This is a genomic window from Microbispora catharanthi (assembly GCF_006334915.2).
In the GTDB taxonomy this organism is placed as follows: domain Bacteria; phylum Actinomycetota; class Actinomycetes; order Streptosporangiales; family Streptosporangiaceae; genus Microbispora; species Microbispora catharanthi.
Genome location: NZ_VDMA02000003.1, coordinates 1 through 24,829, shown reverse-complemented (window position 1 = coordinate 24,829; position 24,829 = coordinate 1). Strand labels below are relative to the sequence as shown.

The window sequence follows — 24,829 nt, the reverse complement described above, 5'->3', positions numbered from 1 at the left end:
CACGATGTCCGGTCGTCTGTTCAGCTGTCAGATCATGACCGTCATCGCACTGTCGATGACGCGGAAACCGAGCCTCTCGTACAGGCGGCGGGCGGGGTTGCCCTCGGTGACCACCAGGCCGACGCCGGTCAGCCCGTCCGCGCCGGCCCGGGCCAGGGTGGTCGACAGCATGAGCGCGCCGAGACCTCGCGGGGACCGGTCCGGGTGCCGGAACACGTCCGCGATCCACGGCCCCCGGTTCGAGTCGGTGACGAGAACTCCCCCCACGACCTCTCCCTCATCCCGTACGGCGAGGACGCTGCAGGGAAGCAGAGGGCCGATCTCCTCGCCACTGAGGAGCGGAACCAGCTCCTCCTCCAGAGCCTTCCCTCTGTCACGCGGGCGGTAGTCGGGATGGCCGGGCGGGTAGGCCGCGAACCACGCGGGGAAGATCTCGGCGGGCGACCGGTCACAGGGCACTATCCGGAAGCCGTCCGGAGCGACGTCCGCGACCGGCCTGGTGATCGACAGGTCGCACCGCATCATGTGCATGTGCCGCAGCAGTCGCGCGCCCCGGTCGAGCAGGGCCTGACCGAGCTCGACCGGCGCGGAGACCGCCCAACCGGGCATTCGCGACGTGATCGCGCCGGCGGCTCCCGGACCGATGTCCTCGATCGCGTACGCCCAGGGGCTGCCGTCGCGGACGCCTTCCAGGTAACTGAACACCGGGGCGCCGTCGGCGCCCGTCATCGTCCGCCGCTCCTCGCTCATATCGTGAGGTTCGCGCAGCCCGGCCCGATCGGCAACCGTTCACACACCCTGGGGCAGACGGAACAGGCGGCCGGGGTCGTACGCGGCCTTGACCTGGGCCAGGCGGGCGGCGTTGGCGCCGTAGTACTGCTGCCGCCAGTCCTTGAGCTCCGGATCGACGTAGTTCACGTACGCGTGGTCGCCGAAGTACGGCCGCATGGCGGCGTGGGCGGTCCGGGCCCAGCCGGCGGCGCCGGAGAAGTGGGAGTAGTACTGCACGCTGAAGAGCGCCTTGCGGTGCGGGAAGGCGGTGGCGTCGGGGCGGACCCTCGCGACGGCGCCACCGAGCGCGTCGAGCAGCACCGAGTGCCGTCCCGGCGCGGCGACCTGGGCCAGCAGCGCCTTGATCCCGGCGGACGACAGCGGAGTGTAGGCGAAATGCGACTTGGCCGAGAACGAGTCGCGGACGAGCTTGCCGCTCGCGTTCTGCCCGGGAAGCGTGCCGGGGCGGTGGCACTGGGCCACGGACATCGACGCGCAGCCCGCCTCCACCATCATCGCGTGGTCGTAGGCCGAGGTCGCGACGTAGCGGGTCGAAGGGCCCGAGCCGACGCGGTCGACGAGCTTCTGCAGCAGGTTCTCGCACGCCGTCTTGCCGCCGAGGTACAGCCCGCCGACCATCACGTCGAGCGACGGATCGTGGTTGAGGTGGCAGTTGGACCACATCGCGTCGGGCGCGGAGGGCGCCCACGCCTGCCATGCCTTCAGCACGGCCGCGGCCTTCGACCAGGGCCAGTGCAGGAAGAACAGGGTCACGGAACGCGTCGGATGAGTCCGGAACGTGAACGACGTCGCCACGCCGAAGTTGCCGCCGCCGCCTCCCCGGGAGGCCCAGAAGAGGTCCGGGTGCGAGCTCGGCGAGCAGGTCACCACCTTGCCGTCCGCCGTGACCACCTTCAGGGACTCCAGCACATCGCAGGTCAGGCCGTACTGCCGTGACACCACGCCGATGCCGCCGCCCAGCGTGAGCCCGGCCACCCCGACGGTCGGGCAGGAACCGGCCGGGATGCTGACGCCGTGCGCGGCGAGCTTGGCGTACACGTCGACCAGGCGCGCCCCGGCCCCGACCGTGGCGTGGCCGCCCGAGTAGGACACGCCGCTCATCGGTGACACGTCGATGACGAGCCCGCTGCCCGTGGACCAGCCCGCGTAGCTGTGCCCGCCAGCGCGGGAGGTCACCGGCACGGCGTATCGCCGGGCGAACGCCAGGCACTCCGACACGTCCGCCGCCGTCGTGCAGTAGGCCACCCCGGCCGGGCGTACGGAGTCGAAGGCCGAGTTGAACACGCGGCGCGCGTTGTCGTACGACGCGTCGCCGGGACGGATCAGTTTGCCGTCCAGCCCCCGCCCGAGCGCGGACCAGTCGGCGGGACGGGGACCCGCGGCGGCGAAAGCCGTGCCGGAAAAGGCGGCGGCCCCGGCGAGGGCCGAGACGCGAAGGAAACTCCGTCTGTCGATCATGGTCGTACTCCCGAGGTGGTGATCTACCTCGTTGAGACGCTCATGGAACCGGTCCGGTTGGTAACAAGCCCATCACTTCATCCCTATGCGGAGGGCCAGCGCGGGGCACATCTCCACGGCCTTCTGCGCCTCGCCCAGCAGCCAGGAGGGCACCCCGGTGTCCATGAACACCGGAAAGCCGTGGCGGTCGAGCTTGACCAGCTCGGGCACGAGGTGCGCGCACAGGCCGTGGCCCTGGCAGCGAGTCCAGTCGACGACGAGCCTGGCGTCCTGCGCGTCCTCGATCGGCAGCGGCAGCAGGCCCTTCGTCGCCCGCCCGCAACCGCCGTGGAAGCGATGCTCCTCCACGTCGTCGGCGAACGCGTCCAGCGCCGACAGCACGAACCTGGCCGAGCTGAAGGAGAGGGGAGTGGCCAGCTGATGTCCGCGACGTCGCCGCACTTCGACGTGGCAGCGTACGCCCTGGGAGTGCTTGACGACGCCGACGCCGAGGCATTCGAGCGGCACCTCGACGAATGCGCTCCATGCCGGGCGGAACTGCTGGAGACCCAGGAGCTGCCCGGCATGCTCGACGCCGTCAAGGACGGCTCCGTCTCCTCCTCGGAGCGTTCCCACCCCTGACCGGCCCGCGCCGGCGGCCCGCGACTGACGGTCTCGGGACGGACGGTCTCGGGACGGACGGTCCCGCCAGGGTGAACGTGCCCTCCCTGCGGACCGTGTGCCAGCGCAGCCGGGCCCCCAGGACCGCGGTGGCCATCGACTGGATGACGACCAGATACATCAGCTGCCGGTAGACGAACTGCTGCAGCGGCAGCACCCACAGCACCGAGGCCCGTTCGCCGTCCAGGCGCAGCGCGTACCAGCCGGTGAGCGCCTGCACCGCGACGAAGCCGGCCCACACCGCGACCACGGGCAGGGGATCGCCGACGAACAGCCCGTAGAGGGCCATGACGTCGACGACGGGGGCCAGTAACGGCAGGATCACCTGGAACAGCGTGAGATATCCGATGCATCGCCGGCCGAAGGGACGGCGCTCCGCGACCGCGCCGCGATGCTTCCAGATCGCCTGCAGCGTGCCGTAGCACCACCGGTACCGCTGCCGCCACAGCTGGCCGAGCGAGGCGGGCGCCTCGGTCCACGCGCGCGCCCGCTCCTCGTAGACCACCCGCCAGCCCCTGCGGCTGATCGCCATGGTCAGGTCGGTGTCCTCGGCGAGCGTGTCCGCGCTGACGCCGCCGGCCGACGCGATCGCCTCGCGGCGGAACGCGCCGATCGCCCCCGGCACCGTCGCCATGCAGCCGAGCAGGTCGAACGCCCGGCGGTCCAGGTTGAACCCGACGACGTACTCGATGTGCTGCCAGCGGCCGATCATCCCGCGCCGGTTGCCGACCTTGGTGTTGCCGCTGACCGCGCCGACGGTGCGGTCGGCGAGCGGCCGTACGAGGGTCCCGATGGTCGAGGGTTCGAAGACGGTGTCGCCGTCCACCATGACCAGGATGTCGTGGGCGGCGTGGGCGATGCCGGTGGTGAGCGCGGCGGGCTTCCCCGCGTTCGGCTGCCGGATCACCCGGACTCCGGGCAGGCCGAGCGAGGCGGCGATCCGCCCGGTCTCGTCGGCCGAGCCGTCGTCCACGACGACGACCTCGACCGGGCCGGGATAGTCGGTCCTGACCAGCGACCGGACCGTCGCCTCGATCCCCGCCGCCTCGTTGTAGGCGGGCACGATCACCGAGACCGGCGGCGTGGCCGCCCAGTGGGGAACGCCGGCGTTCGCGGATCTCCCGCGCGTCCTGCGGGCGTGCGCCCACGCCAGCGCGACGAAGAGGGTCAGCCGGAGCAGGGTGAGCACGCCGGCCGCGGCGAGGAACCAGCCGAGCGCCTCGACGAAGGTGAAGGAGGCGCGCTGGGCGAACCCCAGGACCGTGCCGAGGACGCGCTCGTCAGGGGAGGCGGCGGTGTGCGCCGTGGGGAGCCCGACGGCGTCCGTGAGGGTGGTGGCGGTGTATCCCTTCTTCTCCAGCCGGGTGAGCAGCCGGTCGACGGCGGCCAGCGTCCGGGCGCGGTCGCCTCCCGAGTCGTGGAACATGATCACTACGCCCTCGCCCTCGACCGTGCGCGCGAGGGACGCGAGGACCATCTCGTCCACGGGCGGGCGGCTCCAGTCCTGGGTGTCCACGTCGGTGAACGTCACGAGGTATCCCTCGTCGCCGAGCAGCCGCATGGTGGCGAGCTGCCCGTACCCGACCGCTCCCGGGCCCGAGGAGTACGGAATGCGGGCGAGGCGGGTGTGAATCCCGGCCGCCGCGGCCAGCGTCTTCTGCGTCAGGGACATCTCCACGCGGATCCGCCAGGCCGGCACCGCACCCAGGTCGGCGTGGGTGTAGGTGTGGTTGCCGATCTCGTGTCCTTCGGCGACCATGCGGCGGGTGAGCTCGGGGTGGTCGGCGACGTGGGCTCCCAGGACGAAGAAGGTCGCCTTCGCGTGGTGCTCGCGGAGCAGGTCGAGCAGCCGGGGCGTCCACCGCGGATCGGGTCCGTCGTCGAAGGTGAGCGCCACCCGGCGGGGCTTGGGCCGGGCGCTGAGCGGCCGGGATCCCGAGACGTTGACCAGGGGGCCGCCGGAGCGAATCTGTTCCAGCTCGGCGGAGTCGCCGAAGTCCGCCGGGGGCGGCTGGGTCTCGCCGACCACGTTGTGCGCGTACGCGTTGAGCAGCAGCGCTCCGGCCATGAGCAGCGCGGCGATCGCGGCGAGGAACCAGTGGCCGCGCGGCTCGGCAGGTCTCCGCTCGGCCGCTCTGCGCTGTCGTCTCATCGACGCATCACTGGGAGGCCCCGGGCTGCTGGGGAGGTGTCTGGACGGTGCTGGGCTCCGCTGCCGGGGTCCGCGTCGCCTCCTCGGCCGGCGCCGTGGTCTGCTCGACCTCGGGAGCCGACGGCTCGGGCGTGGACTCACCGGACGCGGAGATCTCCACATCCGGCTCCGGGACCGCGGAAGGCGTCGTGCTCGGCCTCAGGCTCCTCCGGCTGGAAGGGGAGGCGGAGGGCACCCTGCTCGGCGGCCTGCGCGCGGAGGGAGTCCGCGGCGCGGGAGCCGCCGTCGCGCGCGGCGTGCCGCTCGCCCGAGGGACACGCCTGTGCTCGGACCCGCGGGACGGGGTGGGGGAACCCGTGGGGGAGCGTTCCACGACCTGCTGTCCCTGCGTGCCGAGCCATCCCATCGGAGGGAGCTCGGGACCGGCCAGTGCTCCGCTCACCAGCGTGAGAGTCAGCGCGAGGACGACGATCGCCCCGCCGACCGCGGCGGCTGTCAAGATCTTGGCCCGGCGCCCGCTCTGGTCCACGAAGACGGCCGCACGCTCCGGACGATGATCTTCCACAGCGCATGATCGTACGTGAATCGAAAGCAGCTTCGAGAAGTCCAAGCCATTTTGTGATCAGGCATTCGCGATTTCCCGATGCCCGGCGCGAGGGCCTCCGTCGGTGGACGGTCGTCTCCGGCGGCTGTATGCGCATGAGACCCCTCGGCGGAGGCGTGGCTGGTTAAATGGGGCAAGGTCAATCCCCTGATTGCGGGCGCGCGACGAAGTTGACGTTTGTGCCGTTATGGGGTGGTATCGGGGGCGGTGGTGCCGGGCTTTCGGTCAATGGGGATCGGAAGGGACGCGCCCATCGTGGAGGAGTGGCGCATGCCTGCGACGCCGTACGGCCGGGCCGGGTCCGGGGACGTGCTTCCCCCGCCCCGCAGCTTCGGTGAGGAGGGCGGGCGCCTGTCCTATGGCGGCTATCTCCGCCTGCCCGAGCTGCTCGGCCAGCAGGAGCAGCGGTCGGGGGCCAGCGACGAGCTGCTGTTCATCACCGTCCACCAGGTCTACGAGCTGTGGTTCAAGCTCCTCCTGCACGAGCTGGAGCGGATCAGGGACGCGATGATCGAGGGCGCGCTGTGGCGCGCCCGGCATCTGTTCCGCCGGGTCCACGCGGTGGAGAAGGTCATGGTCGACCAGGTCCAGGTGCTGGAGACCATGACGCCGCAGGACTTCCTGGAGTTCCGGTCGGTGCTCGCCCCCGCGAGCGGCTTCCAGTCGGTGCAGTTCCGCGAGCTCGAGTTCCTCTCGGGCGCCAAGGACCCGGCCTACCTCGGCCGGCTGAGGGACGCGAGCGAGGCGGAACTCGCCAGGCTCCGGCGGCGGCTCGCCGAGCCGACGCTGTGGGATGCTTTCCTCACCGCCCTCTCCCAGCGCGGCCTGCCGGTCTCCGACGAGGAGATCATGGAATCCCTGCTGGCCGTGGCCCGTGACCGGGGGTCGTACGACGATCTGTGGGACCTGGCCGAAGATCTCCTCACCCACGACGAGACGACCGCGCTCTGGCGGATGAGGCACGTGCAGATGGTGGAGCGCCAGATCGGCACGAAATCCGGTACGGGAGGCTCCTCCGGGGCACCGTACTTGAGGGGAAGGACGCGTTTGCACTTCTTTCCCCTGCTCTGGGAACTCCGGGCCTGGCTTTGAATCCTCACAAGGGAGTGAGTAGCGACATGCCGCTCGAAATGGCGCTGAATCGGCAGGAATCGGATGAAGCGCTGGACGAGCTTCTCCGCATCGCCGCCGAGAGGTGCGCGCACGCGCCGGGAGCGCTGCACGTGGAGGGCGAGGACCCCCTGGCCTTCCTGAGGCGGTACTACCGCAACGTCCCGGTCGAGGACCTGGCCGACCGCGACCCGGTGGACGTGTACGGCCCCGCGATGGCCCACCGCCACCTGGCCCAGCACCGGCCGCAGGGACGCGCGCTGGTCCGCGTCTACACCCCCACGCTTGAGGAGTGCGGCTGGGACCCGGGCCGCACGGTGGTCCAGATCGTCACCGACGACATGCCGTTCCTCGTCGACTCGGTGACGACCGAGCTGGACCGGCACGAGATCGGCACCCACCTGATCGTCCACCCCCAGATGCGGGTGCGCAGGGACATGACCGGTGAGCTGCTCGGCCCCGACAGGGAGAACGTGACCGGGCAGGTCGTCCGCGAGTCGTGGATGCACATCGAGATCGACCGGCAGGCCGATCACGGCGTGCTCAAGGAGCTGGAGAGCGACCTGCAGCGGGTGCTGCTCGACGTGCGCTGCGCGGTCGAGGACTTCGCCAAGATGCGGGCGCTGGCCGTGCAGACCGCCGAGGACCTGGCGGTCAACCCGCCGCCGCTCGACCCCGCGCAGGTCGAGGACGGCATGGAGCTGCTGCGCTGGCTGGCCGACGGCCACTTCACGTTCCTCGGCTACCGGGAATACCGGCTCGAGGACACCGACGGCGGCGCCGCGCTGCGCGGCCTGCCCGGCACCGGGCTCGGCATCCTGCGGGCCGACAAGGCCGGATCGGCCAGCTTCGCCGCCCTGCCGCCGAAGGTGCGGGCGAAGGCGCGGGAGAAGCAACTGCTGATCGTCACCAAGGCCAACAGCCGGGCCACCGTCTACAAGCCCCACTACCTCGACTACGTCGGGATCAAGGTCTTCTCGCCCGAGGGCGAGGTGATCGGCGAGCGGCGGTTCCTCGGGCTGTTCACCCACGTGGCGTACAACGAGTCGATCTCCCGGATCCCGGTCCTGCGGCGCAAGCTCGCCGAGGTGCTGGAGCGTGCCGGGCTGTCGCCCGACAGCCACGACGGCAAGGATCTGATGGAGATCCTGGAGACCTACCCGCGCACCGAGCTCTTCCAGATCTCCGTCGGCGAGCTGCTGCCCATCGCGCTCGGCGTGCTGCGGCTGCGCGAGCGCAAGCAGGTCAAGCTGTTCCTGCGCCGCGACGACTACGGCCGCTACATCTCCTGCCTGATCTTCCTGCCGCGCGACCGCTACACCACCAAGGTCCGCCTGCACATGCAGCGGATCCTGATGAAGGCGCTCGGCGGCTCCTCGCTCGACTACAGCACGATGATCGGCGAGTCGGCGCTGGCCCGGCTGTACGTCGTGATCCGCGGCGAGCGCGGAAAACCGCTCGGCGAGACGCCGGTCGACGTCGAGGAGCTGGAGGCGCGGCTGGCCGCCACCACCCGCACCTGGGAGGACGACCTCGCCGCCGCGATCGGCGAGCTGTGCCCGGAGGAGGACGCACCCCGGCTGCTGCGCCGCTACGGCACCGCCTTCCCCGAGGGCTACAAGGCCGACTTCCCCGCGCGTACGGCCGTCGCCGACCTCAAGCGGCTGGAGGCGCTCGGCGAGGACCCGAACGCCATCGGCATGAACCTCTACGAGCCGTACGGCGCGGCGGAGGGGGAGCGGCGCTTCAAGCTCTACCGGCTGGGCGCGCCGATCTCGCTGTCGCGGGTGCTCCCGCTGCTGCAGCGGATGGGCGTCGAGGTGGTGGACGAGCGGCCGTACGAGATCGACCGCGACCACGACCCCGACACCAGGGACGCCTGGATCTACGACTTCGGCCTGCGGTACACCCCCTCGGAGGAGGTGCACCGCGACGAGTTCAAGCGGCTCTTCCAGGACGCGTTCGCCGTGCTGTGGCGCGGCGAGGTGGAGAACGACGGCTTCAACGCGCTCGTGCTGGCCGGCGGGCTCACCTGGGAGCAGGCCGAGATCCTCCGGGCGTACGCCAAGTATCTGCGGCAGGCCGGGACCACGTTCAGCCAGTCGTACATAGAGAGGGTGCTGCGCGGCAACGTGCGGCTGGCCCGGCTGCTGGTGCGGCTGTTCGAGGCCAGGCTCGACCCGCGGCGGCCGGACGACGGCAGGCCGGAGGTCTGCGACGCGCTGACCGAGGAGATCCTCGCCTCGCTGGACGAGGTGGCCTCGCTCGACGAGGACCGCATCCTGCGGGCCTACCTGGAGATGATCCAGGCGACGCTGCGCACCAACGTCTTCCAGGCCGCGCGCGACGACGGGCGCGACGCCGGGGACGCGGGCAGCCAGTTCGTCACCGGCAGGCGCAAGCCGTACATCTCGCTGAAGGTCGATCCGCAGTCGATCAGCGTGCTGCCGCTGCCCCGGCCGAAGTACGAGATCTTCGTGTACTCGCCGCGGGTCGAGGGCGTGCACCTGCGCTTCGGCAAGGTCGCCCGCGGCGGCCTGCGCTGGTCGGACCGCATGGAGGACTTCCGCACGGAGATCCTCGGCCTGGTCAAGGCGCAGATGGTCAAGAACACCGTCATCGTGCCGACCGGCTCCAAGGGCGGCTTCGTCGTCAAGCGGCCCCCCCAGCTCAAGAACGGCGCGGCAGGGCGCGACGAGTTCCTGGCCGAGGGCGTGGCCTGCTACCGCCAGTTCATCTCCGGCCTGCTCGACCTGACCGACAACCTGGTCGCGGGGGAGGTCGTGCCGCCGCCCGACGTCGTGCGGCACGACGGCGACGACACCTACCTCGTGGTGGCCGCCGACAAGGGCACGGCGACCTTCTCCGACATCGCCAACGAGGTGGCCAAGGAGTACGGCTACTGGCTCGGCGACGCCTTCGCCTCCGGCGGGTCGGTGGGCTACGACCACAAGGCCATGGGCATCACCGCCAGGGGCGCCTGGGAGTCGGTCAAGTACCACTTCCGCACGCTCGGGGTGGACGTGCAGAGCACCGACTTCACCGTGGCCGGCGTCGGCGACATGTCGGGCGACGTGTTCGGCAACGGCATGCTCCTGTCGGAGCACATCCGGCTCGTGGCGGCCTTCGACCACCGGCACGTGTTCGTCGACCCCGACCCGGACGCCGTGCGGAGCTTCGCCGAGCGGCGACGGCTGTTCGAGCTGCCCAGAAGCTCCTGGGACGACTACGACAGATCGCTCATCTCGGCGGGCGGCGGCGTGTGGCCGCGCACCGCGAAGTCGATCCCGGTCTCGCCGCAGACGCGCGCCGCGCTCGGCCTGCCGCACAACGTCACCGCGCTCGCGCCGAACGACCTGATCAGCGCGATCCTGCGGGCCCCCGTCGACCTGCTGTGGAACGGCGGCATCGGCACGTACGTCAAGGCGTCGTCGGAGACCCACGCCGACGTGGGGGACAAGGCCAACGACGCGCTGCGGATCAACGCGGCCGACCTGCGCTGCAAGGTCGTCGGCGAGGGCGGCAACCTCGGCTTCACCCAGCGCGCCCGGATCGAGTTCGCGCTGAACGGCGGGCTGATCGACACCGACTTCATCGACAACTCGGCCGGTGTGGACACCTCCGACCACGAGGTGAACATCAAGATCTTGCTCGACCAGGTCGTCCGTGACGGCGACATGACCGACAAGCAGCGCAACCAGCTCTTCCTCGACATGACCGACGAGGTGGGCAGGCTGGTGCTGGAGGACAACTACGCCCAGAACGTCGTGCTCGCGGCGGCCCGGGCGCAGGCGCCGGAGATGCTGCACATCCACGCCCGCTACCTGCGGAGGCTGGAGCGCGAGGGGCTGGTCAACCGGGAGCTGGAGTTCCTGCCGTCGGACAAGGTGCTCGCCGAGCGGCGCCAGGCCGGGCTCGGGCTCACCAACCCCGAGTTCGCGGTGCTGCTCGCCTACACCAAGCTCGTGGTGGACGCGGAGCTGCTGCAGTCGGACATCCCCGACGACCCGTCGCTGGCGTCGTGGCTGGTGTCGTACTTCCCGTCGGCCCTGCGCGACCGGTTCCGGGCCTACATGGACTCCCACCCGCTGCGCCGGGAGATCATCACGACCCGGATCGTCAACGACGTGGTGAACTTCGGCGGGACGAGCCTGGTCTACCGGTTCGGCGAGGAGACCGGCGCCTCGACACCCGACATCGTGCGGGCCTACCTCGTGACGCGGGAGGTCTTCGACCTGCCCTCGTTCACGCGCCAGATCGAGGAGCTGGACAACGAGGTGGACACCGCGACCCAGCTCGCCATGCTGCTGGAGGGCCGCAAGCTGTCCGAGCGCGGCACCCGCTGGCTGCTCGGCAACCGCCGCCCCCCGCTCGACCTCGCCTCCACGGCCCGCTATTTCATCGAGGGCGCCGGGGGCCTGCTGCCCCACCTGCCCAAGCTGCTGACCGGCCCCGACCTGGCGGCGTACGAGGAGCGCAGGGACTCCTTCGTGGCCAGGGGCGTGCCCGGCGAGCTGGCCGAGCGGGTCGCCGCGATGGTGCCGGCCTACTCCACGTTCGACCTCGTGGAGATCGCGGCGTACACCGGCCGGCCGGTGAGCGAGGTGGCCGAGGTCTACTTCGACCTGGCCGACCGGCTCCAGCTCGCCCGGCTGCGCGAGCGGGTGATCGCGCTGCCGCGCGACAGCCGGTGGAACTCCATGGCCAGGGCGGCGCTGCGCGACGACCTGTACGCGGCCCACGCGACGCTCACCAGGGACGTGCTGATCCACAGCCGGCCGGGCCTGTCGCCGGAGGAGCGGCTGGCGAGCTGGACGGAGGCCAACCAGGCAGCGGTGACGCGGTCGCGGCAGACGCTGTCGGAGATCTGGGAGAGCGACACCTTCGACCTGGCGACGCTGTCGGTCGCGCTGCGCGCGGTGCGGACGCTGGTGTCCACCAGCAACCTCCCGCACGCGGAGGCGTGACCGTGCTGGGCGATCAGCGGTTGGAGCCGCCGGTGACGATGCCCTCGTAGCCGACGACGTGCGCGGGCGCGGTGGACGCCTTGGGCGGCACCGCGCTCACGTACTGCTGGGTCTCGACGATCTGCCGCTTCTGCCGGATGAACAGGTCCTTGGTGTGGCCCAGCAGCCAGCGGGCCGCCGCGGGGATCGTCACCGGGCGCCCCTCGCCGCACTTCGGGATGGGGTTCCACGAGGACGTGCGGATCAGCGTGTACAGCATCATCGCGCCGCCGTCGCGCGTGCGCAGCGCGAAGATCGGATAGTTGGGGGCCGAGGCGAAGATCGACTCGTAGGCCATGCAGTCGTCGTCCTTCGCCGTCGCCTTGGTCTTGACGATCTCGTCGTAGAAGCCCGTCGTCTGCGGGCCGGGGGCGATCAGCCCGGAGGCGTAGCCCTTGGGGCCCTCCTCGGCGACCGTGGCGTGCAGCGGGCCCATGAGGTTGGGGCTGATGGCCACCGAGGCGTCGCGCGACTCCAGCGCCGTGGCGTACCCGTCCGCGTCGAGGGCGACCGAGGGCGGTTTCTCGCCGGGGTAGAGCAGGGACGCGAAGCTGTTGAGCCACCGCTCGTCCCGGCCCTGCCGTACGAACGTGAACACGCCCGTGCGGACCTCGCCGGACGCGTCGCGCCGCCGGGCGGTGGCCGCGAACCAGACGGTCGAGCGGCCGCTCTGCCGGGGCACGAGCACCGTACGGCGATCCCAGGTGTAGCGGGCGGGCTTGCCCTCCTGCGAGTGGATGTCGGCGATCGTGATGGGCCGCTGGCCGTCCTGGGTGAGCAGGAGCTCCCACCGGTCGGCCCCGGCCAGCCGCAGCACGTCGTCGGTGTCGAGGAACGCGTCGAGCGCCCGGGACGCCTCCTCAAGCGTCACCGCGGGGGGGCTGGGCGACGGCGACGGGCTGTCGCCGGGACTCGGCAGGGCGGAGGTGGCCGCCGCCGGGCTGGCCGTCGGCCGGGCCGGCTCCCCGCCGGAGCAGGCGACGGCCGTACAGGTGACGAGGGCAAGGGCCAGCGCACTCCGAACGACCCCGTTCACGCCAGCCTCCCCATGCAATCGATCCACATGCTACCGACGCGTGCTGCCTGACCGGGTCTCCGATTCGCGTACCCTTTACAGACGTGGCAGTCATCGATCCAGCCGAAGAGATCAACGAGCTTAGCGGCACGCTGAAGGGCATTCAGGACGTGCTCGACCTCGACGCCCTGCGCAAGCAGATCGCCGAGTTGGAGGACCAGGCTGCCGCGCCCGACCTGTGGAACGACCCCGATCAGGCGCAGCGCGTCACCAGCCGGCTCTCCCACCTGCAGGCCGAGGTCAACCGGGTGGACGGCCTGGGCCGCCGCCTGGAGGACCTGCCGGTCCTGTTCGAGCTGGCGTCCGAGGAGGGCGACGAGGACGCGCTGGCCGAGGCGGAAAGGGAGCTCGCCGCGCTCAGGTCCGAGGTCGGCGCGCTCGAGGTCCGCACGCTCCTGTCGGGCGAGTACGACGCCCGCGAGGCCCTGGTGACCATCAACGCGCAGGCGGGCGGCGTCGACGCGGCCGACTGGGCCCAGATGTTGCTGCGCATGTACCTGCGGTGGGCCGAGCGCAAGGGCTACCCGGCGGAGGTCTACGAGACCTCCTACGCCGAGGAGGCCGGCATCAAGTCCGCCACCTTCACCGTGAAGGCCCCCTACGCGTACGGCACGCTCAGGGGCGAGCACGGCACCCACCGGCTGGTGCGGATCAGCCCGTTCGACAACCAGGGCCGCCGGCAGACCTCGTTCGCGGGCGTGGACGTGGTGCCCGTGGTCGAGCAGACCGACCACATCGACATCAACGAGGACGACCTGCGCATCGACGTCTACCGGTCGTCCGGGCCGGGCGGCCAGGGCGTGAACACGACCGACTCGGCCGTGCGGATCACCCACCTCCCGACCGGGATCGTGGTCTCCTGCCAGAACGAGCGGTCGCAGCTGCAGAACCGCGCGACGGCGATGGCCGTCCTCCAGGCCAAGCTGCTGGAGCGCAAGCGCCAGGAGGAGGCCGCGGCGATGAACGAGCTGCGCGGCGAGACGACGACGTCATGGGGCACGCAGATCCGCAACTACGTGCTGCACCCCTACCAGATCGTCAAGGACCTGCGTACGGGTGTGGAGGCGGGCAACCCCACCGCCGTGCTGGACGGCGACCTCGACGAGTTCATCGAGGGCGAGATCCGCTGGACGCGCCGCCAGGAGTCCGGTGACGGTCAGTAACCGCTGACGTGTGTCAGCGCGACGAGCGCCACGACCAGTAGCACGATTAGCGCGATGACCAGGGGCGACAGCCCCATGAATCCGTGGTGGTGAACCTTGGCGCGGCCCTCACGGCAGACGGGGCAGCGCCCCTCCACCACGGGGCCCGCGCACGCGGCGCAGATCAGATGTTCGCAGCTCATAGCAGCTTTACCGCCCCATCGCCCAAGGGCTAATCGTTTTGTTTCCGTTATGGACGTTCCATGCCAGTGTTACCCCTAGACTGGCCTCTGGCCAAACGGAACGTCGATCCAGAGCAAAGTGACCGGCGACCCCCGTACCGGCCGTCCCACCCCCTAGACTGGCTAGCCGTGATGCGCCCGTGATCCATTTCGATAATGTCACCAAGGTCTACGCGAACCAAAACCGGCCCGCCCTCGACCACGTGAGCGTGGATGTCGACAAGGGCGAGTTCGTGTTCCTGGTCGGTCCGTCAGGGTCGGGGAAGTCCACCTTCCTCCGGCTGGTCCTGAAGGAGGAGCGGCCCAACAGCGGCTCCATCCATGTGGCCGGCAAGGACCTGTCGAAGCTGTCCAACTTCAAGGTGCCGCACCTGCGCCGCCGCATCGGCTGCGTGTTCCAGGACTTCCGGCTGCTGCCGAACAAGAACGTCTACGAGAACGTGGCGTTCGCCCTGGAGGTCATCGGCAAGCCGCGCCGCTTCATCCGCAAGGTCGTGCCCGAGGTCATCGAGCTCGTCGGCCTCGAGGGCAAGGCGCACCGCATGCCGGAGGAGCTGTCCGGTGGCGAGCAGCAGCGGGTCGCCATGGCCCGCGCGTTCGTCAACCGGCCGATGATTCTGCTCGCCGACGAGCCCACGGGAAACATCGACCCCGCCACGAGCATCGGCATCATGAAGGTGCTCGACCGAATCAACAGGACCGGCACGACCGTCCTCATGGCGACACACGACGCCGCGATCGTCGACTCCATGCGCAAGCGCGTGGTCGAGCTCGAGGACGGCAAGATCGTCCGCGACCAGTCGCGCGGCGTGTACGGCCAGGCGTATTAGGAGTAACTGGGACCATGCGGGCCAACTTCATCTTCTCCGAGGTCTGGATCGGCCTTCGGCGCAACCTCACGATGACCATCGCGGTGATCGTGACAGTGGCGGTCGGCATGGCGCTGCTCGGCGTCGGACTGATGATCAACTCCCAGGTCTCGAAGCTGACCGGCTTCTGGAGCGACAAGGTCGAGTTGTCGGTCTACCTGTGCACCAAGGGCTCTCCCTTCGAACCCTGTAAGAACAGGGGCGCGGTCACCCCGGAGGAGAAGGGCACCCTGGAGCAGACGATCAAGGCGCTCCCGGACGTCGAGCGGGTGCAGTTCGAGAACCAGGCCCAGGCGTTCAAGAACTTCCAGAGCACCGAGAGCAACACGCTGCTGCTTTCGGTGACCAAGCCCGAGGACATGCCGGAGTCGTTCCGGGTCAAGCTGAAGGACCCGGAGAAGGCGGCGGCCGTCGCGAGCAGCCTCAAGGGGCAGCCCGGCGTCTCCAACGTCGTCAACGAGCGCGACCTGCTCCAGTCGGTCTTCGGCTTCATGGACACGCTGCGCAACGTGGCGCTCGGCATCGCGATCCTCATGGTGATCGCGGCCACCCTGCTGATCGGCAACACGGTCCGGCTGTCGGCGTACAACCGCCGAAGGGAGACCGGCATCATGCGACTGGTCGGCGCCTCCAACATCTACATCCAGCTGCCGTTCGTGCTGGAGGGCCTGATCGCCGGCCTCATCGGCGGCGTCCTGTCCGGTGTGATCCTGATCATCGTCAAGGTCTTCATCTTCGAGTCGATCCAGACCTACATGGCCGCGCCCCTCGGCTGGGACACGGTCGCCGGCGTGATCACCGGCACCATGGCCGTCGGCGTGCTGATCTGTGTGCTCGCCTCGTTCGTCACCCTGCGCCGCTACCTGCGGGTGTGATCCCGCACCGGCCGCGCAGCTCGTTTCCGCCCTTCGCGGCGACGGTAGGCTCCCCTTATGCCACGTGAGACCGGGCGCAAGCTGATCGCCCAGAACAAGCGTGCCAGGCACGACTTCTTCATCGAGGACACCTACGAGGCCGGGCTCGTCCTGACCGGCACCGAGGTCAAGTCCCTGCGGGCGGGAAAGGCCAACCTGACCGACGGCTACGCCTCGGTCGAGGGCGGCGAGGTCTGGCTGATCAACGTGTACATCCCGGAGTACAGCCAGGGCACCTGGACCAACCACGCCGCCCGGCGCACGCGCAAGCTGCTGCTGAACCGCAAGGAGATCGGCAAGCTCGACGCGACGCTGAAGGAGAAGGGCCTCACGCTGATCCCGCTGTCGATGTACTTCAAGGACGGCCGGGCGAAGATCGAGATCGGCATCGCCAGAGGCAAGAAGGACTACGACAAGCGGCAGACGCTCATGGAGAAGCAGGCCGGCCGGGAGATGGCGCGGGCCATGTCGAACGCGGTCCGCCGCCGGGGGGGCCGTTAGGCCGTGTCCTTCCGATCATTCGGGGTCGTCCGGGCGAGAGCCGTACGGGCCGCGCTCGCGCTGGGGCTGACCGCGCCCCTGCTGACCGGCTGCTTCGAGGAGCCGTCGCCGCACGAGGCGGTGCGCGACTTCCTCGTCGGCTGGCAGACGGGGGACTACGCGGCCGCCGCGCGGCGGGCCGACGGCGACCAGGCGGCGGTGCGCAAGGCGCTTGAGGACGCCCGGCTGCAACTGGACGCCGCCTCGATCCGTTTCTCCCTGCGCGGCATCAGCCAGGACGGCGACGCTGCGCAGGCCGGCTACCACGCCGAGGTGGACCTCGGCGAGAACAACCCCCTCTGGCAGTACGACGGGAACCTGCCCCTGCACCTGGTCGGCAGCCAGTGGAAGGTGCGGTGGTCGCCGAGCGTCGTCCACCCCGACCTGCACCCCGGGCAGCGGCTCGCGGTCGCCACCGTCCCCAAGGGCCGCAGGCCGGTCCTCGACCGGAACGGCAGCCCGTTGCAGGACGAGACCGTCCTGCACGTCGCCGGGGTCTACCCCGCCAAGGTCAAGGACCCCGGCCGGCTCTGCGACCAGCTGTCGAAGGTCACCGGCTTCGCCCAGGACCGCCTGCTGAGCCGCATCCTGTCGTCGCCCCCGCAGGACTTCGTCCCTCTCGCGACGTTCGGGCGGACGAAGTTCGCCCAGATCAGGTCCAAGCTGGAGGCCATCCAAGGTCTGGAGTTCCAGATCGACAACCCACCGGTCGCCCCCAAGTCGCCCACCCAGATCGTCGGGGTGGTCACGGCCATCACCCCGGAGGCGGAGCAGCGGCTCGGCGGGCCGCAGCGGGCCGGCGACACGCTCGGCCGGGACGGCCTGCAGAAGGCCTACCAGGACCAGCTCACCGGCTCGACCGAGACCCGGGTCGTCGTCCTCGACAACGCCACCGGGCGACTGGTCAAGGAGCTCAAGGCGTGGCCGGGGCGGGAGAACTCGTCGGTCCAGACCACGATCGACAGCCGCCTGCAGAGCGTTGGGGACGCCGCGGTGGCGGGGCCCCGCCCGGCCGCGCTCGTCGCGGTGCAGGCATCCACCGGCCAATTGCTCGCCGTCTCCACCAACCAGCTGCACCAGGAGAAGGACGCACTGGCCGGCAAGTTCGCGGCCGGCACCGCCTTCTCGGTCGTTGCCGCGGAAGGACTGCTCCAGTCGGGCCTCGACCCGAAGCAGAAGGTGCCGTGCAGCGCCGATCGCACCGTGGGCGGAGCCCGATTCCAGCAGCCCGGCGTCGACGGCGTGATGACGCCCACCTTCCAGACCGACTTCGCGCAGGGCTGCGTGACCGCCCTGGCGTCGCTGGCGCGGCGGATCAGCGGGCAGCGGCTGTCCGCCAGCGCGAGCCAGTTCGGCATCGGCGGCGACTGGAAGCTGCCGCTGAAGACGTTCAGCGGATCGATGGACGCCCCCGACGGCGACGCCGCCATCGCGAAGATCATGGCTGGGCAGGGCGCCCGCGTGAGCCCGCTGGCGATGGCCCTCGTCGCCGCGGCCGTCAAGTCCGGCACGTGGCGGCCGCCGGTGCTGGTGACCTCGCCCGTCGCTCCCGACCCGGCTGCCGGGGACGGCGTCACGCCGGCCGCCGCGCAGCCCGTGACGCTCGATCCCGCGATCACCGCGAAGCTGCGCACGCTCATGCGGGCCGGTGTGACGTCCGGCGCGGCCTCCGCCGCCTCCGCCCCCGGCGACCCCGTGTACGGCGTGGCCGCCGAGGTCACTCAGACGGAGAAGAAGGAGCGCACCAAGCTCTCGTGGTTCGTGGGCTGGCAGGGAGACGTCGCGGTCGCCGTGCTGGCGCAGAGCGGCGATACGGCGGCCGCTTCGGCGATCGCCGGGAGCTTCTTCCGCGACGCCCAGCCCCAGATCTGAAAAATGCTCGGAGCCGAGCAACCATCAGGGCGGCGACCGGCGTCTTTCTAGGTGACTGGGACCCGCTTGGGGGGTTGCGGGCCCAGTCGCCGTGATGAGGACAGGGCTCCATCTCGGGGGGAGCCCTGCCCGTCCGGACCGGCTCGACCCTGCCGGTCGGCCCCCGGGGGCGCGTGCCAGAGGCCGCGTTCCCGGGGGCTTCGGCGTCTCACCGGCCCACCGGCGTACCGGGGGGAAGGAATTCGAGTCGCGTCGCCGGTGTTGTCATGAGTAAGCTTGTGATGCCGGGCCCTCGGGTCTGGATTGACAACTGCACAGGGGGTGACCGGTTTCGACTTCGACATTGCAAGTCAGGGGAAGCGGGTCGGGGACTGCGGACATAACCCCGTCAACACTGTGACCGCAAACAAATAAGTGCCAATAAGAAGAGCACTGAGGTGAGCCAGGCTTCCCTGGCTCTCGCCGCCTAAGCAGCGAGAAACCTCTGTCAGCCCGGGAGTGCCTTCGGCCCGGAACTGACATCGCTAGGAGGCTCAACCGTCCGGCCCGGTCACGGGGCCGTACGGGAAACCAAACAGTGACTGGGCCCGTCGGCGACTCGCCTGTGAGATTGCCGGGGCCGAGAAAAGCGTAACAGGCTGCACCCGGAGAAGCCCTGTCTTGGTGTTGAAGGACGCGGGTTCGATTCCCGCCACCTCCACATCTCCGCGGAAGGGCGGGGAGGAAGCGAACGCTTCCTCCCCGCCCTTCCGCCGTTTCCGGCCAGGATCAGGGCGCGGTGTGGCCGGGCGTGACGAGGCCGGTCTCGTGGGCGAAGACGGCCGCCTGGGTGCGATCCCGCAGCCGGAGCTTGCTCAGGATGCGGCCCACGTGGGTCTAGACGGTCTGCTCGGCGACGACGAGGCGGCCGGCGATCTCGGCGTTCGACAGGCCGTGGGCGATCAGCGCGACCTGAGGCGATGAGCGGGGATCGTCATCGCGAGACTCCCTTCCAGATGCCTGATCTGGGCAGGAAGTTATGGATCGGTGTCCCTGACCCGCGTCACCCCGTGGGGCCCACCTGCGGAGTGGCTCTCAGGTATGACGAGTACTGTCGGGGCGGTACGTGGGAGGGGGTCTGCCGTGGGGGAGCCGAGAGTGGTGGTGCGGCGGTCGTTGCCGTCGGAGCCTGCCGTGCGGGGATCGGCCTCGTTGTTCCTGACGGAGGCGGAACGGCAGGGGGTGCGGGCCGGGCGCAGGATGCTGTACGTCGGCCCGGAGCCCGCCGCCGAGCACGTGGCCGCCGGGCTGCGGGTCGAGCCGGGCACGCCGGTGCTGGCCCGGCGCAAGCTTCTGCTCGCCGGCGACGTGCCGGTGCGGGTCGCCACGAGCTTCCTGCGGCTCGACCTCTTCGCGGACACGCCCCTGTGCGAGCCGGGCTTCCTGGCGCCGAGCCTGCAGGCGCGCATCGAGGAGCTGGGCCACCGGTTCGGGCGGGCGGAGGAGCACCTGGTGGCCCGGCCGCCCCGGGACGACGAGGCGGCCACGCTGGAACTGGATCCCCGCGAGTGGGTGGTCCAGATCGTGCGGGCCGCCTATTCGGCCGAGGATTTGCCGATCCACGTGCTGGAGACGGTCTGCGCCGCCTCACGGCACGTCTTCGACATCGTTCAGGTGAGCGGCGCCGACGAGTTCTGAGCGACGTAGGCGTCGATCTCCGCGAGCAGGGCCCAGGTGCCCTCGGCGCCGAGGAAGGACGCCTCCACCGCGGCGCGGGCCAGGTCGGCGACGCCCTTCTCGTCGAGGGAGAGCAGTTCGGCCGCCACGGCGTACTCCCGGTTCAGGTCGGTGCCGAACATCGGCGGGTCGTCGGTGTTCACCGTGATCGGCACCCCGGCCGCGACCAGCGCGGGCAGCGGGTGCTCGGCCAGGCTGGGCACGGCCCGCGTGCACACGTTCGAGGTGGGGCAGACCTCCAGCGTGATCTCGTGCTCGGCCAGGTGCTCCAGCAGCGCCGGGTCCTCCACGCTGTGGATGCCGTGCGCGATCCGCTCCGCGCCGAGCTCGCGTACGGCGTCCCAGACGCACTGCGCGCCGGTCACCTCGCCGGCGTGCGGCACCGAGTGGAGCCCGGCGGCGCGGGCCGCGGCGAAGTGCGGGGCGAACAGCGACCGGGGCACCCCGTGCTCCCCGCCGCCGAGCCCGAGGCTGACGAGCCCGTCCGGCCGCTGCTCGAGCGCGAGGGAGAGCGTCTGATCGGCGGCCGGGACCCCGAAGTCGCCGGGGATGTCGAAGCACCAGCGCAGGACGGTGCCGTAGTCCGCCTCGACCCTGTGACGGGCGTCCTCGATCACCTCGCAGAACTCCTGCGGGGCGAAGCCCCGCACCAGATGGAGCTGCGGCGTGATGGTGAGCTCGGCGTACCGCACCTGCTGGGCGGCCATGTCGCCGCCCACGCCGTGGATCAGCGTCCACAGGTCGTCGGGCGTCCTCACCAGGTCCACGACCTGCAGGTAGACCTGCAGGAAGTGCGGGAAATCGCGGAAGTCGTAGAACGCCTCGACCAGCGCGGGATCGGCGGGCACGGGCGTGAATCCTTCGTGCCGTGCGGCGAGTTCGGCGACGATGCGCGGAGACGCCGCGCCCACGTGGTGCACGTGCAGTTCGGCCTTGGGCAGCCCGGCGATGAACCGGCTGAGTTCCGGGGAGATCACGGACCGACCGTAACAACCAGGTAGGAGCCCCCTCCAAGAGAATTCGCGGTATCTCACACCACTTTGTCAGGATCGGGCTCATCCCCCCGCCGGCAGTTCGCTGAGCACGACGGTGACCGTGCTCTTGGTGCCGTCCGGTTGCCTCAGCTCGACCCGGGCCCTGTCGCCCGGCTTCAGCGTCACCAGGACCTGCGACAGAGCGCTGGCGGTGGGCGTGGGCGTGCCGTTGACCTTCACGATCACGTCGCCGGGGCGGATGCCCGCCTTGTCCGCGCCGCCGCCGGGGGACACCGAGCCGACGGCCACGCCGATCGGGTTGCCGTCCGCGTCGACCGCCGTGCCGACCCGTACGCCGAGGGCCGCCCGATGGCTGTTGACGACCCGGCCGTACCGGATGATCTGGCGGGCGATGTCGGTCGCGGTGTCGCTCGGGATCGCGAAGCCGAGGCCGGGCGCGGCGCCCAGGTTGGGGTCGACGGCGGCCAGCGTCGGGATGCCGATGACCTGGCCGGACAGGTCCACCAGCGCGCCGCCGCTGTTGCCGGGGTTGATGGGCGCGGAGGTCTGGACGGCGTTGGTGATGGTCGCGGCCCCGCCGCCGGCGTGCCTTTCGCCCGTCACGGTGCGGCCCAGGGCCGACACGATGCCCTGGGTCACGCTGCCGGAGAAGCCGAGCGGGTTGCCCATCGCGAGCACGATCTGCCCGACCTTGAGGTTCGCGGAGCGGCCGAAGGTCGCGGGTGTCAGCCCGTTCTTGTTCTCGACCTGAATGATCGCCAGGTCGCCGGGGGGATAGGAGCTCACCAGCCTGGCCTTCCTCGGCTTGCCGCCGGTCGCCAGCGTGACCTGGAACTCCTTGGCGGCGCCCACGACGTGGGCGTTCGTCAGGATGTGGCCGTCGGTGTCGTAGACGATGCCCGAGCCCAGCGCCTGTCCTGTGGTGATCTGCACGATCGACGGAAGGACCCTCTTGATGACCTGCTCGTAGGCCGTCTCGAGCTCGACAGGGCGGGTCGGCACGGGCGCGGCCGTCCCCGTCTTGGGGGGCGTCGCCGGAGGGGAGGTCTGGCCCGGGGCGGTTCCCGGCGCGCATCCCCCCGCGACCAGCGCGGCCACGGCCGGGGCAGCGACCGTACGGAGGACCTTCCGTGAGAGCTGCATAGTCCCCTGTCTACCTGCGGGAACGGTCGCCGCAAGGCGGCACGCCGGATCCGGCGCAGGTCATGACGGGTGCCCGGGACAGCCGATACCCGGGGCGCTCCGAGTACCCGCGCTCCGAGTAATCCGAGCGCACGGCCACGGCCTAGCCAGCGAATATTCCTCTAGAATATGGTTCTACAAGGACCTAGTGCTGGAGGATCTAATGGCGATCGGGCTGAGCGAGGAGCACGAGGCGCTTCGCGAGTCGGTGACCGGATGGGCCGAGCGGGCCGTGCCCGCCGACGTCGTGCGAGGCACGGTGGGTGTCCTCGCCGATCCGGGAACGGAGGAGCGCCCGGCCTTCTGGCCCGCTCTCGCCGGACAGGGGCTGCTCGGGCTGCACGTCCCGGAGGAGTTCGGCGGCTCCGGCTACGGCCTCCTGGAGGCGGCCGTGGCGATCGAGGCGCTGTCGGAGCGGGTGGCGCCCGGTCCCATGGTGCCGACCGTGCTCGCCAGTGCCGCGATCCTCGCCTCCGAGGGCAAGGCGCAGGCCGAGCTGCTGCCCGGGCTCGCGGACGGTTCGCTGACCGGCGCGGTGGCGCTCGGCGGCGAGATCACCGGTGTCCGCGACGGCGACGTCCTGTCGATCAGCGGCGCGGCCGGGTATGTCCTCGGCGCGGCGGTCGCCGACGTGCTGGTCCTGCCGGTGGCGACGGACGGCGGCGAGGAGTGGGTGGCCGTCGACGCCGCCCAGGCGACGGTCACCGCGGTGAAGTCGCTCGACCTCACCCGCGGCGTGGCCAAGGTCGAGCTGGACGGCGTAGGGGTGCCCGCCGAGCGGGTGCTGACCGGCCTGACCGGCGCCGAGGTGCGCAACATCGCCGCGATCGTCCTCGGCGCGGACGCGGCCGGGGTGGCCGCCTGGTGCGTGTCCGCCGCCGCCGACTACGCGAAGGTCCGGGTGCAGTTCGGCCGCCCGATCGGCCAGTTCCAGGGCATCAAGCACAAGATCTCGCGGATGCTCGTGGCGCTGGAGCAGGCCCGGGCCACGGTCTGGGACGCCACCCGGGCGGAGGGCGCCGAGCGCGACTACGCCGCCGCGATCGCCGCCGTCATGGCGCCCGACGCGGCCGTGCAGTGCGCCAAGGACGCGATCCAGACGTTCGGCGGCATCGGTTACACCTTCGAGCACGACGCCCACCTGTACTACCGCAGGGCGCTGACCGTCCGCGCGCTGCTCGGCTCCTCCTCCGAGTGGTCCGACCGGGTGGCCGCGCTCGCACTCCAGGGCGTCGCCCGGGAGATGGAGATCGACCTGCCGGAGGAGTCGGAGCCGCTGCGCGAGTCCATCCGGGCGGAGCTCGCCGAGATCGCCGCCCTGGAGGGCGTCGAGCAGAAGCGTGCCCTGGCCAAGGCGGGCTTCGTCATGCCGCACCTGCCCGCGCCCTGGGGCCGCGCGGCCTCCCCGCTGGAGCAGGTGCTCATCCACCAGGAGGTCAGGGCGGCCAAGATCAAGCCGCCGCAGATGATCATCGGTGCGTGGGTGGTGCCGTCGCTGGTGACGTACGGTACGCCGGAGCAGCAGGAGCGGTTCCTGCCGCCGACGCTGAGCGGCGAGCTGATCTGGTGCCAGCTCTTCTCCGAGCCGGGGGCCGGCTCCGACCTCGCCTCGCTGCAGATGAAGGCGGAGAAGGTCGAGGGCGGCTGGAGGCTCAACGGCCAGAAGATCTGGACGTCGGTGGCGCACGTCGCCGAGTGGGCCATCTGCATCGCCCGGTCCGACACCTCCAAGCCGAAGCACGATGGCATCACCTACTTCCTGGTGGACATGAAGGGGCCCGGCGTCACCGTGCGGCCGCTGACCGAGATGACCGGGGAGAACCTGTTCAACGAGGTGTTCCTCGACGATGTCTTCGTGCCGGACGAGCTGGTCGTCGGCGAGGTCGACGAGGGCTGGCGGGTCGCCAGGAACACGCTGTCGAACGAGCGGGTCTCGCTGTCGTCCGGCTCGGGCGGCACCGGCGCCTCGGCGCCCGACCTGCTCGGCCTGACCGGCCGGCTGGGCCGCGAGCTCACCGCCGCCGAGCGGCAGGACCTGGCCCGCGTTGTCTGCGAGGCGCACTCGATCAACGCGCTGTCGCTGCGGGTGACCCTCAAGCAGCTCGCCGGCAGCGAGCCGGGCGCCGACGCGTCGGTGCGCAAGCTGCTGTCCACCGCGCACGCGCAGCACGTCTCCGAGGTGGCGGTCTCGCTGCTGGGCCCGGCCGCCGTCACCGCCGCCGACTGGAAGCTCGGCGACGCCGGCTACTGGAACCGCGCCGTGCTCGCCACCCGCGCGATGACGATCTACGGCGGCACGACCGAGGTGCAGCTCAACATCATCGCCGAGCGCATGCTCGGCCTGCCCCGCGACCCCGAGCCGGGCAAGTAGCCCCGGCCGCCGGCGCGGACGTACGCGCAGGCGGCGCGACAGCCGTGGGCACGGGCCGGGGGTCAGCCGTCGCGGTGGCGCGTCCCAAGGGCGGGATCGCCGAGGTCGAGCCGGCCCAGTTCGGTTCTG

The 24,829-nt window shown here is 70.8% G+C and carries 19 protein-coding genes, 1 other RNA gene and 1 pseudogene; 11 read left to right on the top strand and 10 right to left on the bottom strand.

What is annotated here, in order from left to right; all coding sequences use genetic code 11:
• Positions 1-27: 27 nt before the first annotated feature.
• From FH610_RS05845 to FH610_RS05835, 3 genes are all read right to left on the bottom strand, one after another.
• On the bottom strand, positions 28-750 hold the full coding sequence (locus FH610_RS05845) for a GNAT family N-acetyltransferase (RefSeq protein WP_139573273.1): 723 nt from the start codon (positions 748-750) through the stop codon (positions 28-30).
• 39 nt (positions 751-789) lie between these two features.
• Positions 790-2,250: an FAD-binding oxidoreductase gene (locus FH610_RS05840; protein WP_139573272.1), complete on the bottom strand. Its 1,461-nt coding sequence runs from the start codon at positions 2,248-2,250 to the stop codon at positions 790-792.
• 72 nt (positions 2,251-2,322) lie between these two features.
• Positions 2,323-2,691 carry a ferredoxin gene (locus FH610_RS05835; RefSeq protein ID WP_240808789.1) on the bottom strand — a complete coding sequence of 123 codons (369 nt, stop codon included), beginning with the start codon at positions 2,689-2,691 and terminating at the stop codon, positions 2,323-2,325.
• Here FH610_RS05835 and FH610_RS05830 point away from each other — a divergent pair.
• Positions 2,671-2,871: a zf-HC2 domain-containing protein gene (locus FH610_RS05830; protein ID WP_139573270.1), complete on the top strand. Its 201-nt coding sequence runs from the start codon at positions 2,671-2,673 to the stop codon at positions 2,869-2,871. The genes FH610_RS05835 and FH610_RS05830 overlap by 21 nt on opposite strands.
• Here the strand turns inward: FH610_RS05830 and FH610_RS05825 are convergent.
• Together FH610_RS05825 and FH610_RS05820 are read right to left on the bottom strand one after the other, a co-directional pair.
• Positions 2,828-5,062, bottom strand: a complete 2,235-nt coding sequence (locus tag FH610_RS05825; RefSeq protein ID WP_139573269.1) for a bifunctional polysaccharide deacetylase/glycosyltransferase family 2 protein — start codon at positions 5,060-5,062, stop codon at positions 2,828-2,830. The two genes, FH610_RS05830 and FH610_RS05825, sit on opposite strands and share 44 nt — an antisense overlap.
• A gap of 7 nt (positions 5,063-5,069) precedes the next feature.
• Positions 5,070-5,627 (bottom strand): hypothetical protein, encoded by a 558-nt coding sequence (locus tag FH610_RS05820; protein WP_139573268.1) that lies wholly within the window; start codon positions 5,625-5,627, stop codon positions 5,070-5,072.
• A 309-nt stretch (positions 5,628-5,936) separates the two neighbouring features.
• Between FH610_RS05820 and FH610_RS05815 the strand changes: the two genes are divergently transcribed.
• Both FH610_RS05815 and FH610_RS05810 read left to right on the top strand, forming a co-directional pair.
• Positions 5,937-6,758: a tryptophan 2,3-dioxygenase gene (locus FH610_RS05815; RefSeq protein ID WP_139573267.1), complete on the top strand. Its 822-nt coding sequence runs from the start codon at positions 5,937-5,939 to the stop codon at positions 6,756-6,758.
• A gap of 26 nt (positions 6,759-6,784) precedes the next feature.
• A complete protein-coding gene (locus FH610_RS05810; protein ID WP_139573266.1) occupies positions 6,785-11,743 on the top strand; it encodes an NAD-glutamate dehydrogenase in 4,959 nt (1,652 codons plus the stop codon).
• A 13-nt stretch (positions 11,744-11,756) separates the two neighbouring features.
• Here the strand turns inward: FH610_RS05810 and FH610_RS05805 are convergent, their stop codons facing one another.
• Positions 11,757-12,818: a DUF8094 domain-containing protein gene (locus tag FH610_RS05805; RefSeq protein WP_139573265.1), complete on the bottom strand. Its 1,062-nt coding sequence runs from the start codon at positions 12,816-12,818 to the stop codon at positions 11,757-11,759.
• 83 nt (positions 12,819-12,901) lie between these two features.
• Between FH610_RS05805 and prfB the strand changes: the two genes are divergently transcribed.
• The gene (prfB, locus tag FH610_RS05800; RefSeq protein WP_139573264.1) at positions 12,902-14,020 is read left to right on the top strand and encodes a peptide chain release factor 2; all 1,119 of its coding nucleotides are present in this window, start codon (positions 12,902-12,904) and stop codon (positions 14,018-14,020) included.
• Here the strand turns inward: prfB and FH610_RS05795 are convergent.
• Complete coding sequence (locus tag FH610_RS05795) at positions 14,014-14,202, bottom strand: hypothetical protein (RefSeq protein WP_030509253.1); 189 nt, start codon at positions 14,200-14,202, stop codon at positions 14,014-14,016. The two genes, prfB and FH610_RS05795, sit on opposite strands and share 7 nt — an antisense overlap.
• Before the next feature lie 179 nt (positions 14,203-14,381).
• Between FH610_RS05795 and ftsE the strand changes: the two genes are divergently transcribed.
• The 5 genes from ftsE (at position 14,382) to ssrA (ending at position 19,139) form a co-directional block, all read left to right on the top strand.
• Positions 14,382-15,071, top strand: coding sequence for a cell division ATP-binding protein FtsE (gene ftsE / locus FH610_RS05790; protein ID WP_079315626.1), 690 nt, complete (start codon positions 14,382-14,384; stop codon positions 15,069-15,071).
• 14 nt (positions 15,072-15,085) lie between these two features.
• Positions 15,086-15,985 (top strand): permease-like cell division protein FtsX, encoded by a 900-nt coding sequence (gene ftsX, locus FH610_RS05785; protein ID WP_139573263.1) that lies wholly within the window; start codon positions 15,086-15,088, stop codon positions 15,983-15,985.
• A gap of 57 nt (positions 15,986-16,042) precedes the next feature.
• Positions 16,043-16,525, top strand: coding sequence for an SsrA-binding protein SmpB (gene smpB / locus FH610_RS05780; protein ID WP_139573262.1), 483 nt, complete (start codon positions 16,043-16,045; stop codon positions 16,523-16,525).
• 3 nt (positions 16,526-16,528) lie between these two features.
• Positions 16,529-18,436 (top strand): penicillin-binding transpeptidase domain-containing protein, encoded by a 1,908-nt coding sequence (locus tag FH610_RS05775; RefSeq protein WP_139573261.1) that lies wholly within the window; start codon positions 16,529-16,531, stop codon positions 18,434-18,436.
• A gap of 317 nt (positions 18,437-18,753) precedes the next feature.
• Positions 18,754-19,139: a transfer-messenger RNA gene (ssrA, locus tag FH610_RS05770) on the top strand.
• Between the two features lie 65 nt (positions 19,140-19,204).
• On the opposite strand, the pseudogene FH610_RS05765 reads toward ssrA, so the two are convergent.
• Positions 19,205-19,381, bottom strand: a pseudogene (locus tag FH610_RS05765) (response regulator transcription factor); the annotation flags it as partial.
• 177 nt (positions 19,382-19,558) lie between these two features.
• On the opposite strand from FH610_RS05765, the gene FH610_RS05760 reads away from it, so the two are divergent.
• Positions 19,559-20,113, top strand: a complete 555-nt coding sequence (locus FH610_RS05760; RefSeq protein WP_240808788.1) for a UTRA domain-containing protein — start codon at positions 19,559-19,561, stop codon at positions 20,111-20,113.
• On the opposite strand, the gene FH610_RS05755 is transcribed toward FH610_RS05760, so the two are convergent.
• Entirely contained in the window at positions 20,086-21,129 is a 1,044-nt protein-coding gene (locus tag FH610_RS05755; protein WP_240808787.1) for an adenosine deaminase, read from the bottom strand. The genes FH610_RS05760 and FH610_RS05755 overlap by 28 nt on opposite strands.
• Before the next feature lie 78 nt (positions 21,130-21,207).
• A complete protein-coding gene (locus FH610_RS05750) occupies positions 21,208-22,290 on the bottom strand; it encodes a S1C family serine protease (protein WP_139573259.1) in 1,083 nt (360 codons plus the stop codon).
• A gap of 202 nt (positions 22,291-22,492) precedes the next feature.
• Between FH610_RS05750 and FH610_RS05745 the strand changes: the two genes are divergently transcribed.
• Positions 22,493-24,700, top strand: coding sequence for an acyl-CoA dehydrogenase family protein (locus tag FH610_RS05745; protein WP_139573258.1), 2,208 nt, complete (start codon positions 22,493-22,495; stop codon positions 24,698-24,700).
• The last annotated feature ends 129 nt before the right edge of the window (positions 24,701-24,829 follow it).